The organism is Legionella bononiensis, from assembly GCF_016786215.1.
GTDB lineage: Bacteria > Pseudomonadota > Gammaproteobacteria > Legionellales > Legionellaceae > Legionella > Legionella bononiensis.
This window is the reverse complement of record NZ_JADOBG010000010.1, coordinates 137,770-153,530: the sequence shown is the minus strand read 5'-3', so window position 1 is coordinate 153,530 and position 15,761 is coordinate 137,770. Positions and strand designations below refer to the sequence as shown.

The window sequence follows — 15,761 nt, the reverse complement described above, 5'->3', positions numbered from 1 at the left end:
GGAATTATGAAGGTTTTATTATGGAGAGGGGGATGAATATCCATGCTTTTGGATATTTAAAATTAGGGAAATTTCTGATTTTTTTCGATAAATCATAGATTTGATTGAGACTTGGTAATCCTTCGTTAAGTGAGCTATGGGTTCTAGCACTTTTAACAGTTTAGATCTGCTTCAGACGCCAAAACAGTCCAACCTTCATGTTCCATTTTTTTTCGCAAGGTATGAAGATTCTGACGTTTGGTTAGTATCAGCAGGGTATCAGCTCCTAATGCGCCACAACCTTTTATCGCTACTATTTCAGGATTAGATTTAAGGGTATTGATCATGTTCAGACTGTGTTCTTCAACCAAATTTAAACTTGAAAGTATTTGGTGATACTTATTGACGGCGTTGATTAGTTGCGTGCTATCTCGTTGTTCAAATGCCAGCTTTGCTTCATCGACCAAATTGGACATCTCGTTAATTTGGGTTGGAAGGGTGGTATTCATGAGATGTTGGTGAGTCGCAAGTTTAACTCCCGTGTGAAGAATGAGAAATGATAGGTCATCAAAGGGCCAATGGTATGACTGCACCATGTTTTTTTGCTTATTAATGTACACACATCCTTTTCGAGCCTGGGCTATTACATCATATCCACTGGGTCTTAATCCTTCGCCTGACCAGGAACTTTGATAATATGCTTCCAACATGGATTGTTCATCAGGTATGTTCTGATGAAGATGACATGTAGCCCAATAAGTTCCTAAAAATTGAGCACTGGATGCCCCAAGGCCGCCTCGCTCGTTATAGGGATCATTCCAGCCCAAGAACGTTCCTTCGTTTTGTGCCTTACTCCACCATTTTCCTGCTGGCGACTGAGGATGAATGGGGGATTGTTCTATACTATCGGTTAATGAAAGTTCAAAATACGGTGCTGTGGTGAGTATGATTGCAGAACCTCCAGTAATTGCAACATACTCGCCAAGTAAGAATGTTTTGGCAGGGATGGACCATTTCATACGGCTATAGGGGCTTGTCTGATTGCGGCTAACAGATCATGCGCATTATTGAGGCTGACTCTTTTGTTAATATCCAGCCACTCCTGTAAACGCTCTTTGAGTAAGGGCATTTCATTTTCATCTGCACCTGCAACCAGCAACAGGTTATCAATATGTAATTTCATATGCCCCTGAATGATGCCATCAGTGCATAATGCTTTAATCGCACCAAGATTCTGTACAAGTCCTACGGCGGCAATCACTTGAGACAGCTGATTTGCAGAACTTATATCCATCATTCGCAGACACATTTTAGCTGTAGGATGTAGGGAAGTGACTCCACCTACAGTGCCGACAATGATTGGCGCGGTGAGTTCGCCTGTCAGTACATCATCTTGATAACGCCATTTGGTAATGGCCTGATATCGTCCTGATCGAGCTGCGTATGCATGTATTCCTGCTTCGACCGCACGCCAATCATTGCCGGTTGCTATTAAAACCGGATCAATACCATTCATTACTCCCTTATTGTGAGTCGCTGCTCGGTAGGGATCCATTTCAGCAAAAAGAGACGCTTCCTGCAGTTTATATCCTAGAACAGGGTCTATATTACGCAAGGTTACTTGTGCGGTGGTTAATTTTTGATCGTTTAAATTGGATAGAATGCACATGGTGACTTCTTCACCAGTTAATTGTTCAATGGGTGATTTTAAATATTCTAAAACCTGATTAATGATATTAGCTCCCATTGCATCACAACTATTCATCGTTAAATGAATAACTGCCATGTCCTGACCATCATCTCGTTTTAATTGACGTAATTGTAGATCAATAACACCACCACCTCGTTTTACCATATTCGCAGCAACATCTTCATTTGCTATTTTGATAAGATTGAGGCGATTTTCTTCAAAAATCCGGGAAAATCGTTGAAAATCGTTTATTTTTGCTAATTGAATTTGTCCCAGTATGCAATCACCCTGAACGCTGGTGCTGATTTCTCCGTGTTGCCGAATCCATTTAGCTGATTTGGATAAGGCGGCAATAATCGATGTTTCCTCAACCGCTAAAGGGATAACGTAATCACGACCATTGATGTTAAAATTAGTAGCAACCCCTAAAGGCAATTGGAAATATCCAATCACGTTTTCAATCAATTTGTCTGCAAGATTCAGGTCTTTTATACCGCCTTGCTGAAGAAAGGAGATGTCCTCGGAGGTCATAGCCCCCAATTCTAATAACCTTTGAAAACGTTCTTCTCTGGATAGTTTTGAGAAACCACGAAATAATTCATTGGCATTGGAGACTATTGACATGCTTTCTCCTTTAAATCGCTAAGTATCTGACTGCCAGTACAGAACATGGCGGTCTTTAACTCATATTCTATTGTAGCCATTTTGTTAAGTACTTGTTCTGTTGAGTTCAGAGCTGCTTCCAGCATGGGTTTGGCAAATCCGATAGATGTTGCGCCGAGTGCAATTAATTTAGCTGCATCCAGACCATGACGCACTCCTCCTGAACCCCAGATTTCGAAGTGAGGGTTTATTTGTGCTGCATTTTTAACACTTTGCAGTGTATCAATACCCCAATTCCTGAAGGTATCTGCAGTTTGATGACGGATTGAGTTTTTATCGGCTCTATGACCTTCTATACGTCCCCAGTGAGTACCCCCAACACCGCTGACATCTACGGCCGCGACACCGGTTTCATTCAGGCGAGCCAGTGTCTTTTGCGAAAAACCACATCCAGTTTCTTTAACTATTACTGGGACTTCCAGGTTTTTAACCAACTCGGTTATGGCATTCCAACATCCTTTAAAATGAGTTGTTCCTTCCGGTTGAATGCACTCTTGCAGTGGATTGCAATGAATAATTAAAGCTTCCGCCTGGAGTGAGTCGATCAATCTTTGGATGGATGAGATCGGGGTATTTATTAACTGAGCTATACCCAGGTTACTGAATAATCGGGTTTTGGGAAAATCACGACGCAGTGGCGTCCACTCAAAAGCAGCCTGATTATCAGTCAACTCTCTGCGTTGCGAGCCTACTCCCATTGCCCATTGTGACTCAGTACAGGCTTCGATAAGTCGTCTGTTAATATCAATTGCATTGGAATGACCAGCTGTCATGGAGCTGATAAAAAACGGGGTTTCCACTATCTGATTAAAGCGTTTGCTTTGAATGCAAATATCCTCAAAATTGATATCAGGCAGGGCCTCATGAACTAAAGAAAAATGATCAAATGGATTTAATTCACTGCTTTGATTTGCAGGCATCAGCGCGAGTTCAATATGATCTCGTTTGCGTTGTTCAAACTCTGTGTAGTCGTTTTGCATGCCTGATTTTAGTTTTATGAAAAATAGAGGCAATTTTATCATAAAGAAAGAAACCAAACTACCTGATTTAAAATGTTCCAATTAGAGGGTCATTAGGACCTTGAGCCAGGAGGAGGGGGTGTTGATCACTAATGAACTCATTTCCAACAAATTGTAATCTGCACTCGAACAATCCTCACTTTTTATAGGTCATCTCCGCGAGTACGGGAACTTGCAATTAGCCTTAAGTTTTTCTTGATACACTGTAAAAAGTTCTATCGAGATCTCACTAAAATCGTCTTCTCCATGCGGGAGAAGGTGCCGACAGGCGGATGAGGGGATTTTAAAATGATTTCAACTATCAATTAAAAAAGTTGACCAACCAATAAAGGTTAAAATGCATGGAGCTATTTGAAAAGGCAAAAAGCAGATGTAAAAACAGATCCATTATGAACATATAGAACTTGCTTGGATCTCTACAATTTCAATGAATTTAATCAGAGGGCAAGGTTTTTGGGGTAGCAATAGCTTGGATTTTATTTTGTATCGAAAAAAGTTAATAAATGAAATTTGATCCCCTCATCCGCCTGTCGGCACCTTCTCCCTGAGGGAGAGGGCGATTTTAGTGAAATCTCGATAGCAGTTTTTATTCAAAATTTATCATTGTTTTAGGAAAACTCTGGGGGTAATTTAAAGAACGGGTATCCATTACGCTAGCATAACGAGGTGCTCATTTAATGCATTGATACCCACTCTTGCGTGAGTGATGCAAATTTTGTTCAGGTGATTTTCATAGTAACGAGTTGTCAAATAAATGCCGGAATCCCTCAGTGCTTTCTCGATGTTGACAATCTGCTTTACATTTAAAAAAGCGAGACTCTTTCATGACTTGCTCTGGGGATCCTGAGATCTGGTATTATATGAACGAATGATTTATCGACAACAAAATTCCCGGAATTCTAATATTTTAACATTCCGGGAATTTCAAATGAGTGACTCGTTTTCTATTGCACTCTTACTGATTACCAACGGTAATAGTATCGATAGGGTCGATAGTAACGATACGGATAATAGTAACGATATGAATTGTAATATCGATAGGGGTAATAATATCGGTAAGGTCTATATCCATAATAGATATACCAGGAAACCTGGGTAGGAATAACCTTGGGAACGGGCGCATTTAATTCCCTTGAATCTGCTCTTGCCGGTGTTACAAAGACCAAAGCCCCAATTAATATAGATAATAGTGCGAAGAGTCTGATTAATGAGGTGCTTTTAGGTATGCAGTTATCCATTTTTAACTCCCAAACGCGTTTACCTCTATTATTATAGTTCAAAATTTGATCATATGTTGTAGTATTCATTAATATTGATTTGTTCTAAAAAGTCATCATCATGAGAAATAACAATAAATGGTCCCGGGTATTTTTGCATGAGGGTCATGACATGGGATCTGGTTTTAAGATCCATGTTATTCGTCAGTTCATCCAAGAGCAGTAGTTTTGGCGGATTGGCCGCAATTTTTGCTAAGCATAATCGCGCTTTTTCTCCTCCTGACAAGGTTAATGTCGGTGCATTAACTTCTTCATTTGTACGAAAAAGAAAATCATTTAAATGTTTACGTAGCTCCACGTGACTCCAGTCCTCCCTGCAATTCTGGAGGGTTTCCAGTACTGTGTCGTCTGGTGATAGTTGTTGGTAATGTTGATCGAGATAGCCTATATCTTTTAATCCAGGCGTTAGCCATAACCCTTCTTTTATTATTTCTTTAGACCCCATAATTGCTTTTATAAGAGTAGATTTTCCCGAACCATTAACACCACAAAGAGCTACCCGGCTTTGCCCAGTAATGTTTAAATTGATATTATTTAATATCTTCCGTTGATTATATGAAACGGAGCCGTCACTAATCGTAACCAGAGCTTTAGTCGTACTGTGTGATAGCGATAAATCAAAATGCGGATTGATTTCTTCCTCTTTGCCTAATTCATGCAGACGGTTTATGAGATCTTCCTTGTTTTTAGCAAGGTTCTTTTTCTTTTTACCCGATGTTTCTTGAGCACGGAGTACTTTTGATTTGGAAACGATGGTTGGCCATTTGGCTTGATCAATTGATTTTTCACCTTTCAAGCGAGAGTTTTTTGCTCTTATCTGTTCTTTCATCAGCGCTTGATGCTGTTGTTTTTTTTGATATCGTAACTGTCCAATTTCGGTTTCAATCACCTGCCGATTTAGGGTATTCTGTTGTTGAAAATGATCGAAATGCCCTTTAAACAGAGTAATTTGGCTCTGATTGAAATGCCAAAAGCAATACTCCGCACTTCTAAGTAAATGAATGTCATGAGAAGCGATGATCAAGGTACCTGTGTATTGAGCAAGCAATCGCATCAGGCTTTGGCGATTTTTAGTGTCGAGATGATTGGTAGGTTCATCAAGCAATAAAACATCGGGATCTTCGGCCAAGGCCTGGGTTAAAGCCCAGTTAAACCGTTCCGCACCGCTGGCTGTATCATGGCCATTAATTAATTGAGGTACATAAGATACAGTCAGGTTATCTGCATAATGGACGTATCCCTCGTTGGGAGGCATAAGGTTTTTAATTATTTTGAGCATACAGCTTTTACCAGAGCCATTATCGCCTATTAAGGCAATTCGTTCCCCTGAATAAATTGAATAGTTAAATGCTTCAAAACAGATTTTTTTGGAACAATACAGACTTAGATCAACTAATTGAATTAAACGACTCATATACTCTCTCTCAATGGTTTGGGCCAGAAATTATTGTGCCCATCAGGGCTTATTGAGAGATAATGCGCATCGGAGTATAGACCTCGTTTTTATTGAATTTGGCCATTATAATAAAACATTGATATATTTTCAATCGATCAAGCCTGACGAAAGCTCTCAAGTTTTAGGCTTACTGAATTATAAACACATGCTCCATTGCGTGATCACAAGGCTAAATGTATTTAGAATTGATTGGCTGATCAATGTATCAATTCAAAATTAACGCCCTCAAGAGTATGTTACCCAAAGTTTTATGGATTTTCATACTGAGCCGGTTTTGCTTCACAAAATTCTTCATCTTCTTCAATTATTGGATCTAAAGAACTTCCGAATTTATTTGACCAGGACTTCACAAATGAAAAAGGATTATGACCTGTAGATAATCCTGGTTTGGTATCAAGTACCGTTTCTTCTTCTTCAGGAATGGCCGATAGCGTTGACGGAGACGATAATCTTGACTTAAAGAGATTGTTATTGAAGTCAGTTGGCCAACAACTGGCATATCTGGACATAGTCGGTTTCTCAGCATTTGTAGGTACACATATTTGACTTGAACTTTTAGAATTAAGTTGTTCCTGTTGAGTTAATTTATCCCTCTTTTCTAAGTCTGAATGCTTATTAGTATCTTTTTGTTCTGGTGATTGTACAGTCTTATCAAACATAAATAATACCTTTAAAATGAGCCTATTAGTGCTGATTGGATCACGTTTCGAAGAATTAACCCCACAATTTGTGCGGTACTATATCACGCCAGAACTCAGGGGTGTACTCAAAATGACTGATGTGATCGAATTAATTATGATGTGATTTATGTTGTTCCTGCATGCGCGGTTCAAATTTTATACAAAAAATAATCACTTTGATGCTTATATTTTGAAACAAAAAAGTAGGCAAACTCATTATTGTAGATCAACATGACGCAATTGTTACAATAGTAGCCGGAATCTTTACTCTATTTTTACCCTATAACTGGTTTTTTTCTGAAAACTAGAGTACAATGTGCCCACTATTTGTTCATAAACTTTGGAGTAAACAATGTCCTCTAAATCTAAACGTGAAAAGGCTGCTTTTGATAAAGCTAAAGGCAGGCTTGAGAACACAATTTCAAACTTAGAACGGTGCAATTCCTATGACCGATTACAAGAGATAATTAAATCAATTGAAAAAGCGAAAAAAAGCACTCAAAGCCCCTATACACCTGCTGGTTTGAGTGACAATCATCTATTAGAAATTAAGAGAATGAAAGAGACTATTGAATCTTTGATTAAAGCAAAGACTTTAGCATTTCCCAAGCCAGTTCAACCAGTTGCAGTAACTGTAGTTCAAGAACAACAATCTGTTAGCGAAACAGAGGTATCTGTTCCTGTTACAGAGACTTTGGAGCATCCTGATTCTGTTCCAGTTGACTCTGTTCCAGTTAACATTACTAATGGTTCTGATGAGAATTCTCAAGAGAGTACCAATAAAGTTCTTAATAACGATAGATTAAAAGAGTTAAGCAAAGTTTATGCTCAGTTAGATCTGTTAAAAATTAAAATAGATGAACTATTTGAAGAATCTGAAGAATATCCGGCTGACAAGAATGGTGTAAAAACTGATCTTTATCATAAAGCAGCTAAGGCTGGGGTAGAAGTATACAATACTATCTCTTCATTATGCATGAATTATGCAACGGGCACCATTGATCTTGATACATTCAAATCTCAATCAACAGAGTTTTTGAAGAGTGATAATCAATACGTTACCGAGTTGAAAACTCATCGTGGATGTAAAGATGTGTTTGCCAATTTATTGTTAGCATGTACTGGTGTAGGCCTCCTGGCTATTGCTGCAGTGTCTATCTACAATGGTCGTTTTACGCTGTTCAATCTAACCAACACAGATTCTGGAAACAAAGTAGACGCATTGAAAGATTCTGTTGAGCACGTACACTCTGCATCTCTGAAGTAATTCCCTCCTGATGAACTGCTCTGGTCATGTAAATTGCCAGAGCAGTTTTTTTTAAGTTCTGTACACATTCGTGTTTGTTATAAATAGATAAAGAAACCGACTTTTATTTTTGATTAAAGAAATTGCTTCATCGTTTAGCTGATGCGAGTTCTTCAAGATTTTAAATGTTCTGTGCTTGATGACGTATAAAATGTGACGAGCAGTCAGGAACAAGCCACTGGACGTCAAACTCTTTATTCATAGTATCCCTCATCCCCAACCCTTCTCCCTTAAAAAGGGAGAAGGGAGCGGTTGGGTACAAACCGGGTAGACTGGTAACACTCAAATAGTTGCTACTCCTGCTTCTCAAATAGCCTTAATCTTTTTTGACGCAATGCCCAATGTTCCATCTCAAACGTTATTGAGATCATGCTAGAATTGCCTTCTCCATCAGGGAGAAGGTGCCGACAGGCGGATGAGGGGATCTTAAGAGAAGGGAGCGGTTGGGTCAAACCGGGTAGACTGGTAACACTCAAATAGTTGCTACTGCTGCTTCTCAAATAACCTTAATCTTTTTTGACGCAATGCTCAATGTTCCATCTCAAACGTTATTGAGATCTTGCTGGAATGGCCTTCTCCATCAGGGAGAAGGTGCCGACAGGCGGATGAGGGGATCTTAAAACGATTAAAATGATTTTATCCTTAGCCTGACGGCTTTGGGGTTGTCTCCAAACCACGATTATTTCAAATTTCTCTTAAAGTGTATCATTTGGGTGTCTATCTTATTTATAAAACAAGCGAGTAAGTTTGTATTTGAAGGCCATCATGACGCATTAGTTAGAATATTGTTTAGATTATTTGTTCTGTTTTTGTCCTTCATCTAGTATTTTATTGAAATTACATGTACAATATGTACAATATTTCATCAATATCTTTGGAGTAAACAATGTCCCCTAAATCTAAACTTGAAAAGGCCAATTATAAAAAAGCCAAAGAAGCTCTGTTAAATACAATTTCAATATTAAACCGATGCGATTCCTATGATGAATTACAATCGATTATTAGTACAATCGAAAACGAGAAAAAAAGCGCTGAAAGTCCTTATACACTTGATGGTTTAAATGAACATCATCAATCAAAAATTAGGAAAGGGAAAGCGATTATCGATTTATTGATTTATCAAAAGACTAAAGAATTTCCTAACCCAGTTCAGCCAGTTGAAATCACTGCAAAAGATCAGGAAACTGTACCTATTATTGAGTCTTCGAAACAGGTGGAAAGCAATCCAGTTGAAGTGACTAATAAATCGTCAGATCAACCCAAATCGAGTAGAAATAACGATCGTGATCTTGTCCGAGTAAATGAATTAAGTAATGTTAAAATTCAGTTGGTTCATTTATGGGATAAAATGGAAGAACTGTATGAGAAAAGTCACCAATGTGCGATTAAAGGGGAGTATCATCAAGCAGAACTCCATCATAATACAGCTTCAGATGTTAAACTAATATTTGATGAAATTTCATCAAGATGCATATATTATGCTGAAAAGAAAATTGACCTGGATACCTTGAAACAACAATTAACAGAGTGTTTGGAGAACAATAAAGAAATCGTTACCGAGTTGAAAACTCACCCTGATTGTAAAGATGTGATAGCTAATTTTTTGAGTGTACTAACTGGCGAAGGTCTTGTAGCCCTTGCAGCGGAATCTATTTACAAGGGTCGTTTGACGATGTTCATTGCAACCAATACCGATTCTGGAAACAAAAAGGATGCGTCAACAGATTCTCTTGAGGACGTAAAATCGCCTTCATCTCCCAGGTAATTCTACCTTGATGAACTGTTCTGGTCGCTCAAATTGCCAGAGCAGTTTTTTCTTAAGCCCTGTACACGTTCGTGTCTGTTATAAATTGATTATGAAATCGGCTTCTATTCTTGATTAAAGAAATTGCTTCATGGTTAAATTGAGGTGAGTGCTTCAATATTTTGAATTTTATACAAATGATGACGTATAACAAGTGAGGATCATTAAGGAACATGCCGCTATGCTTCATCCGCGCTTATGATTTTCTTCTTAGCCTGACGGCTATGGGATTGTCCTCAAACTACGAGTGTTGCAAATTTTATTTAAAGATTATCATTTTTGTGTCTATTTTTTGATAAAACAAGAACCTAATTGTAAATTTTAAGGACATCATAACGCAATTGCAACATTATTGATTTGACTGTTTGTTCTCTATTTACTCCATGCCTAGCATTTATCTAGTATTTGTTGTACAATATGATCATTATTTGGCCTATTACTTCGGAGTAAACTATGTCCTCTAAATCGAAACGTGAAAAGGCAGCTTTTGATAAAGCTAAAGGCAGGCTTGAGAACACAATTTCAAACTTAGAACGGTGTGATTCCTATGACCGATTACAAGAGATTAAAAGTTCAATAGAAAAAGCGAAAAAAATTACTCAAAGTCCTTATACACCTTCTGGTTTAACCCCATATCATCAATCAGAAATTAACAGATTGAAAGAAACTATTGCTACTTTGGTTGAAGCGAAGACTAAAGCCTTTCCTAAACCAGTTCAGCCTGTTGAAGTCATTGTACAAGAGCAAGAATCCGCGCCAGTTAGCCAATTAAAAGATTCTGCGCCTGTAACTGAGTCTCTGGAGACTGCTGAGCGCGTTCCAGTTGAGGAGACTAAAAAATCGTCAGATCAATCCAAAGATAGTAATAGAAGATACAAAGTTATTGATCCTGTTAGAGAGAATGAATTAAGTAATGTCATAAAACAGTTGGAGCAGTTAGATAAAAAAGTAAAAGAACTGTATAGGAAATCTATAGCATATTCCGTTAAAGACAATCCAGAACAAGCAGCCCTCTATCGTAAAACAGCTAAGGCGGGTGAAAAAATATTTAATAAAATTATAGAAATTTGCGGAAATTATGCTGATAAGACAATTGACCTGGATACATTTAAACAACAATCAACAGATTATTTGAAGAAAGATAATCCATACGTTACCCAGTTGAAAACTCATCGTGGTTGTAAAGATGTGATAGCTAATTTATTGATTGCACTCACTGGGGTAGGTCTTGTAGCCATTGCAGCAGTATCTGTTTATCATGGTCGTTTTACGTTGTTCAATTTAACCAATACCGATTCTGGAAACAAAATAGATGCGTTAACTGATTCTCTTGAGAACGTAAAATCGTCTCCATCTCCCAAGTAATTCCGCATGATGAACTGTTCTGGCCACTCAAGTTGCCAGAGCAGTTTTTTGGCTAGTACCGCTTACGTTAATGTTCGTTATGATGATGCAAAGAAACAGTTTATTTAATGATTAAAAAAATGACCCAATCGTTTTGCCGATGCACGTACTTCAAGATTTTCAATTTTATTATTCTCTGTGGCCGGTTTGAATAATCGCTGTTGTGAAGGGTTATAGTTGAATATTTTAAGGTTTTGATCCGCTGATTGAACAGTATCCTTTAATTGATACTGTAAATTGGATTTGTTTTGGGGGTGTTGGTAGAGGCTATGGTTTAAGACCAATCCATGTTGCAGTGCTTGATAGAAGCGTGATACCGGACCTTGCAGGGCTGCGATGTGATCATAGATTATTCCCGGTTGGGGAGCGCCTTCAATGTCCTCAAGAGCCAGTTTTAACTCTTCCATTTTTGATACAAAGGATTTTTGTTTTTCGATCGCTTTAACCATGACATCGATTAATTTTAGATTTTTTGATCGTTCTAAGGATTTCTTCTTATCAAGAATTTGGTTCAGTTGATTGTGAGCAATAATTCGGAGTAAGGAATCAACCAGGTGATTCAGCATGGCCAATACATTCTGCAAATCGTCACTTCCTAAAGCAAAAGCCAGGCGTTCTCTGTTTAACAGGTCAGAATGTTGTGGTTCAATACCGAGTAATTGCAGGAGGTATTGCTGCATACCGGATAATTGATATAACGCTTTTTGCGTATCCAGCCGATATTGTAGTACCAGTTGCATGGTGCGAACAGCATCCGGATCGCTCAGGGGATGATCACTGGTTTGATCCCATCCGATTTTAAATTCTTCCAGAAGGTGATTGGATTCATTTAAATCCTTTTCAGCCTGATTAATCAGATTTTTTTGGTCAGTTATAAGCATTTTAATAAATCTGAAGAATGAATAATATTATGATAACATGAATTAATAGTTTTGCGGATTCTGGGTTTTATGTATTATGCTAACACCATCTAATTTAAATCATCGACTATGGAACAAATAAGCGCTCAAATTGTTTTTGATCAGGATGAAGCCAAATTTCAGTGCTCTGGTGCATGGTCTGTCTTGGCTCTTGATGGTTTGACTAAAAAATTCAAAGTCAGCGAACTTCCAAAATCACAAAAGATTACTATTAATGGCGAATCAATAAGCAATTTTGATAGTGCGGGGGCTTTGGCTCTTATGAAATGTGTTGATGAGCTTAAAGAACGAGATAATCAGATCGAATTGACTAATTTTTCTGAAGCTCAAAATCAACTTCTTCAGTTGGTCGAATCAAAACGAGACAGTCTGACCTATCAAATCCCCCCACAACCTCAAGAAGGTATGCTTTATCAAATCGGTAAAGAGGCAGAAAATAAATTATTTCAGGTCGATGGGTTAATCATTTTAATTGGTGATTTAAGTACCAAAATGTTTGAAGCGTTGGGTAATTGGCGACGGTTTCAATTCCCCAGTATTGTATCCAATATTGATTCAGCAGGGATTAAAGCCTTGCCCATTGTTGCCTTGCTTTCATTTTTGATTGGAGTGGTTCTGGCTTATCAAATGGGCTTGCAGTTAGCCACCTATGGCGCAAATATTTTTATTGCCTATTTATCCGGTATGGCTATTTTCCGGGAATTTGCTTCTTTAATTACTGCTATTATTGTTGCCGGGAGAACCAGTTCAGCATTTACTGCACAGATTGGTAGCATGAAAATTAATGAGGAAATTGATGCCTTGCTGACTATGGGACTGTCCCCGACTGAGTTGCTGGTGGTTCCCAAGGTTGTTGGCTTATTAATCGTATTTCCATTATTAATTTTTTGGTCTGATATTTTTAGCATATTTGGGGCAATGATCATGTCCAAACACATGCTGGGCATTGGTTTTGACGACTTTTTAGTCCGTTTAAAGAATGATGTTGGACTATCTCAGTTAATGTTAGGCTTGTATAAAGCGCCCGTTTTTGCTCTATTGATTGCTCTAGTAGGTTGTTTTCAAGGATTTAAGGTAGAAGCCAGTGCTGACAGTATTGGAAGCCAGACTACGAAAAGCGTGGTTCAGGCATTGTTCCTGATTATTATCGCTGATGCTGCGTTTTCTGTGATTTACAGCTGGATGGGGCTCTAGATGAGTGATCCGGTTATTGAAATCAAGGGATTAAAAAACTTTCTTGGTGGTCAGTGGGTACATACAGATGTTAACCTGACTGTGGAACAAGGTGAAATACTGGCGATAATCGGCGGATCAGGAAGCGGTAAAACTACCATATTGCGAAGTTTGTTGATGTTATTGAAACCTACTGCTGGTAGTATTAAAGTATTCGGTGAGGATGTTTTAAATCTAGATGCGCAAGAGGCATTTCTGCTGCGTCGACGATGGGGGATGCTGTTCCAGCATAGTGCTTTATTTTCAGCCATGACAGTTTTGGAAAATGTGATGTTTCCCATGAGGGAGTTTACCAATCTGGATTCGGAATTTATTGAAGAACTGGCTCGATTGAAAATATCATTAGTTGGGTTGCCCAATGAAGCTGCAGGTAAGTTGCCTTCAGAGTTGAGTGGCGGAATGCAAAGAAGAGCCGCGGCGGCACGAGCGATTGCTATGGATCCCGAATTGTTGTTTCTTGATGAACCGACTACCGGATTGGATCCACGAGGTGCTAGGTTATTTGATGATCTGGTGGTTTTTCTAAGAGATTCATTGAATTTAACTATTGTCATGATCAGTCATGATATAGAATCTTTGAAAAGGACTACTGACAGAGTTGCATTCGTTGGCGACGGGAAAATTCTCAGCGTGGAACCTATTAAAGAATTAATGCACAATAAAAACCCGTTGATTGCTGATTATTTCAGCAAATTTTAAGATACATACTGGATACAGTATCAACATAGAGGACAGGTTACTTGGAATCAAAAACCAATTACACCATAGTCGGTCTCACCGTACTTATTTTAATGGCTGCGCTATTGTCTACGGCATTGTGGTTGTCTGTTGGCTTTAATCAGAAAGTCTATTTATTTTATACTGTTTATCTTCGTGAGTCTGTTTCAGGATTAAGTGAAGAATCACCTGTTAAATATAACGGGGTACAGGTTGGATTTGTGAAGAAAATTAAATTAAACAAAAATGATCCACGGCAGGTCGAGTTAACCTTAAGTATTGAAAAAGGCATACCCATAACAACCAGCACCTCTGCTACATTAATATCACAAGGGATCACAGGAGTAACTTTTATTGGATTATCCGCAGGCTCTTCTGATTTGACTCCCATTCAGAAGATGCCAGGTGAACCTTATCCAGTTATTCCTGCAAAACCATCATTATTTAATCAATTGGATACCATACTGAAGGAAGTCTCTGAAAATGTGAGCAAAGTCAGTGACCAGGCACAGCGTATCTTTAATGAAGAAAATGCAGCTTACATACGAAATACTTTGTCTAATATAGATAAGTTTTCTGAAGTGATGGCATCAAACAGTAAAAATATAGACAGCAGTCTCAAAAGTGCCGATGTATTTTTAGCGAATATGGCTAAAGTAAGTAACGACTTTCCAAAGATACTTAAAGAGTTAAAAGTTGGCGTTAAAAAGTTCAATACAATGGCTGATGACATCAGTAATGCCGGTAAGAGCGTGTCCAAGACCATGGATGCAGGTAAGATCACTGTAGATAAAATTTCACAGCAGACACTTCCACCTGCAGTTCTGTTGTTACGTCGATTGAACACTATATCGGCAAATCTTGAGAAGGTAAGTAATGAAATGCGACAAAATCCATCGGTAGTACTCCGTGGAACTAAACCACCCAAACCCGGACCTGGAGAGTAGCCATGAGAATTCTAAGTATTTTTATTTTGAGTCTCGGGCTTATTAGTTGTTCTCCAGTGAAAACTCCAGTGACTAGCGAATACCAGTTGAGTGCGTTCAGTACCAAACAATGGGTTGCAAAGCCTCATCATGTATCCATTTTAGTTACTGCTCCGGAAGCAGTTGCCGGGTTTCAGACTGAAGAAATGCTGTATATTAAAAAACCCTATCAACTGGAGGCCTTTGTAAAAAACGCCTGGTCTTCGCCTCCTGCAGACATGTTATTTCCATTGTTGGTCCAAAGTCTTCAGAGAACGGGTTACTTCTATGCGGTAACTTCCAGCCCTTATAGTGAAGAAGCGGATTATCGTCTGGATACACAACTGTTAACCCTGGATCAGAATTTCCTGAAAAAACCCAGTATTCTTGAGTTTTCTGTTAAAGTGGTATTGACGCGAACATCAGATAATAAAGTAATCGGTTCTCAAATTGTTAGTCAACAAATCCCATGTTTGGCAGATACACCCTATGCGGGTGTAATCGCTGCAAACAAAGCTTCTCTGCAATTCACTGCAAGAGCAGTTGATTTCGTGATTTCGCATATAAAAAATGACTCAGTAATAGCCAAAAAATAAAAAGAATTGTACAATGGCTCTCCATGATAATTGTGTGTGATTTCTAATAATA

At 38.4% G+C, this 15,761-nt stretch carries 14 protein-coding genes; 7 read left to right on the top strand and 7 right to left on the bottom strand.

Annotated features, from left to right (window positions below; translation table 11 throughout):
- Positions 1–152: 152 nt before the first annotated feature.
- From IZU94_RS06045 to IZU94_RS06020, 6 genes are all read right to left on the bottom strand, one after another.
- The gene (locus IZU94_RS06045; protein ID WP_203108967.1) at positions 153–998 is read right to left on the bottom strand and encodes a mevalonate kinase family protein; all 846 of its coding nucleotides are present in this window, start codon (positions 996–998) and stop codon (positions 153–155) included.
- Positions 995–2,293 carry a hydroxymethylglutaryl-CoA reductase, degradative gene (locus IZU94_RS06040; protein ID WP_203108965.1) on the bottom strand — a complete coding sequence of 433 codons (1,299 nt, stop codon included), beginning with the start codon at positions 2,291–2,293 and terminating at the stop codon, positions 995–997. Before IZU94_RS06040 ends, IZU94_RS06045 begins: the two co-directional genes overlap by 4 nt.
- Positions 2,284–3,312 carry a type 2 isopentenyl-diphosphate Delta-isomerase gene (gene fni, locus IZU94_RS06035; RefSeq protein WP_203108963.1) on the bottom strand — a complete coding sequence of 343 codons (1,029 nt, stop codon included), beginning with the start codon at positions 3,310–3,312 and terminating at the stop codon, positions 2,284–2,286. Before fni ends, IZU94_RS06040 begins: the two co-directional genes overlap by 10 nt.
- A 1,001-nt stretch (positions 3,313–4,313) precedes the next feature.
- Positions 4,314–4,589, bottom strand: a complete 276-nt coding sequence (locus IZU94_RS06030; protein ID WP_203108961.1) for a hypothetical protein — start codon at positions 4,587–4,589, stop codon at positions 4,314–4,316.
- Between the two features lie 49 nt (positions 4,590–4,638).
- Entirely contained in the window at positions 4,639–6,042 is a 1,404-nt protein-coding gene (locus IZU94_RS06025) for an ATP-binding cassette domain-containing protein (RefSeq protein WP_203108959.1), read from the bottom strand.
- A 290-nt stretch (positions 6,043–6,332) separates the two neighbouring features.
- Positions 6,333–6,743 carry a hypothetical protein gene (locus tag IZU94_RS06020; protein ID WP_203108957.1) on the bottom strand — a complete coding sequence of 137 codons (411 nt, stop codon included), beginning with the start codon at positions 6,741–6,743 and terminating at the stop codon, positions 6,333–6,335.
- A gap of 373 nt (positions 6,744–7,116) precedes the next feature.
- Here IZU94_RS06020 and IZU94_RS06015 point away from each other — a divergent pair, with 373 nt between their 5' ends.
- The 3 genes from IZU94_RS06015 to IZU94_RS06005 all read left to right on the top strand — a co-directional run bounded on the left by IZU94_RS06015 (position 7,117) and on the right by IZU94_RS06005 (position 11,239).
- Positions 7,117–8,031, top strand: coding sequence for a hypothetical protein (locus tag IZU94_RS06015; RefSeq protein WP_203108955.1), 915 nt, complete (start codon positions 7,117–7,119; stop codon positions 8,029–8,031).
- Between the two features lie 925 nt (positions 8,032–8,956).
- Positions 8,957–9,835: a hypothetical protein gene (locus IZU94_RS06010; RefSeq protein ID WP_203108953.1), complete on the top strand. Its 879-nt coding sequence runs from the start codon at positions 8,957–8,959 to the stop codon at positions 9,833–9,835.
- A 492-nt stretch (positions 9,836–10,327) separates the two neighbouring features.
- On the top strand, positions 10,328–11,239 hold the full coding sequence (locus IZU94_RS06005; RefSeq protein WP_203108951.1) for a hypothetical protein: 912 nt from the start codon (positions 10,328–10,330) through the stop codon (positions 11,237–11,239).
- A gap of 104 nt (positions 11,240–11,343) precedes the next feature.
- Here IZU94_RS06005 and IZU94_RS06000 read toward each other — a convergent pair whose 3' ends face one another.
- A complete protein-coding gene (locus IZU94_RS06000; protein ID WP_203108949.1) occupies positions 11,344–12,159 on the bottom strand; it encodes a hypothetical protein in 816 nt (271 codons plus the stop codon).
- Between the two features lie 108 nt (positions 12,160–12,267).
- Here IZU94_RS06000 and IZU94_RS05995 point away from each other — a divergent pair, with 108 nt between their 5' ends.
- The 4 genes from IZU94_RS05995 to IZU94_RS05980 are packed head-to-tail and all read left to right on the top strand — an operon-like array spanning position 12,268 to position 15,709.
- Positions 12,268–13,392, top strand: a complete 1,125-nt coding sequence (locus tag IZU94_RS05995) for an MlaE family ABC transporter permease (RefSeq protein ID WP_203108947.1) — start codon at positions 12,268–12,270, stop codon at positions 13,390–13,392.
- Positions 13,393–14,130, top strand: a complete 738-nt coding sequence (locus IZU94_RS05990) for an ABC transporter ATP-binding protein (RefSeq protein WP_203108945.1) — start codon at positions 13,393–13,395, stop codon at positions 14,128–14,130.
- Between the two features lie 41 nt (positions 14,131–14,171).
- Positions 14,172–15,095, top strand: coding sequence for an MlaD family protein (locus IZU94_RS05985; RefSeq protein WP_203108944.1), 924 nt, complete (start codon positions 14,172–14,174; stop codon positions 15,093–15,095).
- 2 nt (positions 15,096–15,097) lie between these two features.
- Positions 15,098–15,709, top strand: coding sequence for an ABC-type transport auxiliary lipoprotein family protein (locus IZU94_RS05980; RefSeq protein WP_203108942.1), 612 nt, complete (start codon positions 15,098–15,100; stop codon positions 15,707–15,709).
- Positions 15,710–15,761 lie beyond the last annotated feature (52 nt).

Bases quoted from the DNA above. Each gene is read 5' to 3' on its own strand.
- IZU94_RS06025 (WP_203108959.1), bottom strand. From the start codon at position 6,042: ATGAGTCGTTTAATTCAATTAGTTGATCTAAGTCTGTATTGTTCCAAA.
- IZU94_RS06045 (WP_203108967.1), bottom strand. From the start codon at position 998: ATGAAATGGTCCATCCCTGCCAAAACATTCTTACTTGGCGAGTATGTT.
- IZU94_RS06015 (WP_203108955.1), top strand. From the start codon at position 7,117: ATGTCCTCTAAATCTAAACGTGAAAAGGCTGCTTTTGATAAAGCTAAA.
- IZU94_RS06000 (WP_203108949.1), bottom strand. From the start codon at position 12,159: ATGCTTATAACTGACCAAAAAAATCTGATTAATCAGGCTGAAAAGGAT.
- IZU94_RS05980 (WP_203108942.1), top strand. From the start codon at position 15,098: ATGAGAATTCTAAGTATTTTTATTTTGAGTCTCGGGCTTATTAGTTGT.
- IZU94_RS05990 (WP_203108945.1), top strand. From the start codon at position 13,393: ATGAGTGATCCGGTTATTGAAATCAAGGGATTAAAAAACTTTCTTGGT.
- IZU94_RS06030 (WP_203108961.1), bottom strand. From the start codon at position 4,589: ATGGATAACTGCATACCTAAAAGCACCTCATTAATCAGACTCTTCGCA.
- IZU94_RS06020 (WP_203108957.1), bottom strand. From the start codon at position 6,743: ATGTTTGATAAGACTGTACAATCACCAGAACAAAAAGATACTAATAAG.
- IZU94_RS06040 (WP_203108965.1), bottom strand. From the start codon at position 2,293: ATGTCAATAGTCTCCAATGCCAATGAATTATTTCGTGGTTTCTCAAAA.
- IZU94_RS06010 (WP_203108953.1), top strand. From the start codon at position 8,957: ATGTCCCCTAAATCTAAACTTGAAAAGGCCAATTATAAAAAAGCCAAA.
- IZU94_RS06005 (WP_203108951.1), top strand. From the start codon at position 10,328: ATGTCCTCTAAATCGAAACGTGAAAAGGCAGCTTTTGATAAAGCTAAA.
- fni (WP_203108963.1), bottom strand. From the start codon at position 3,312: ATGCAAAACGACTACACAGAGTTTGAACAACGCAAACGAGATCATATT.
- IZU94_RS05995 (WP_203108947.1), top strand. From the start codon at position 12,268: ATGGAACAAATAAGCGCTCAAATTGTTTTTGATCAGGATGAAGCCAAA.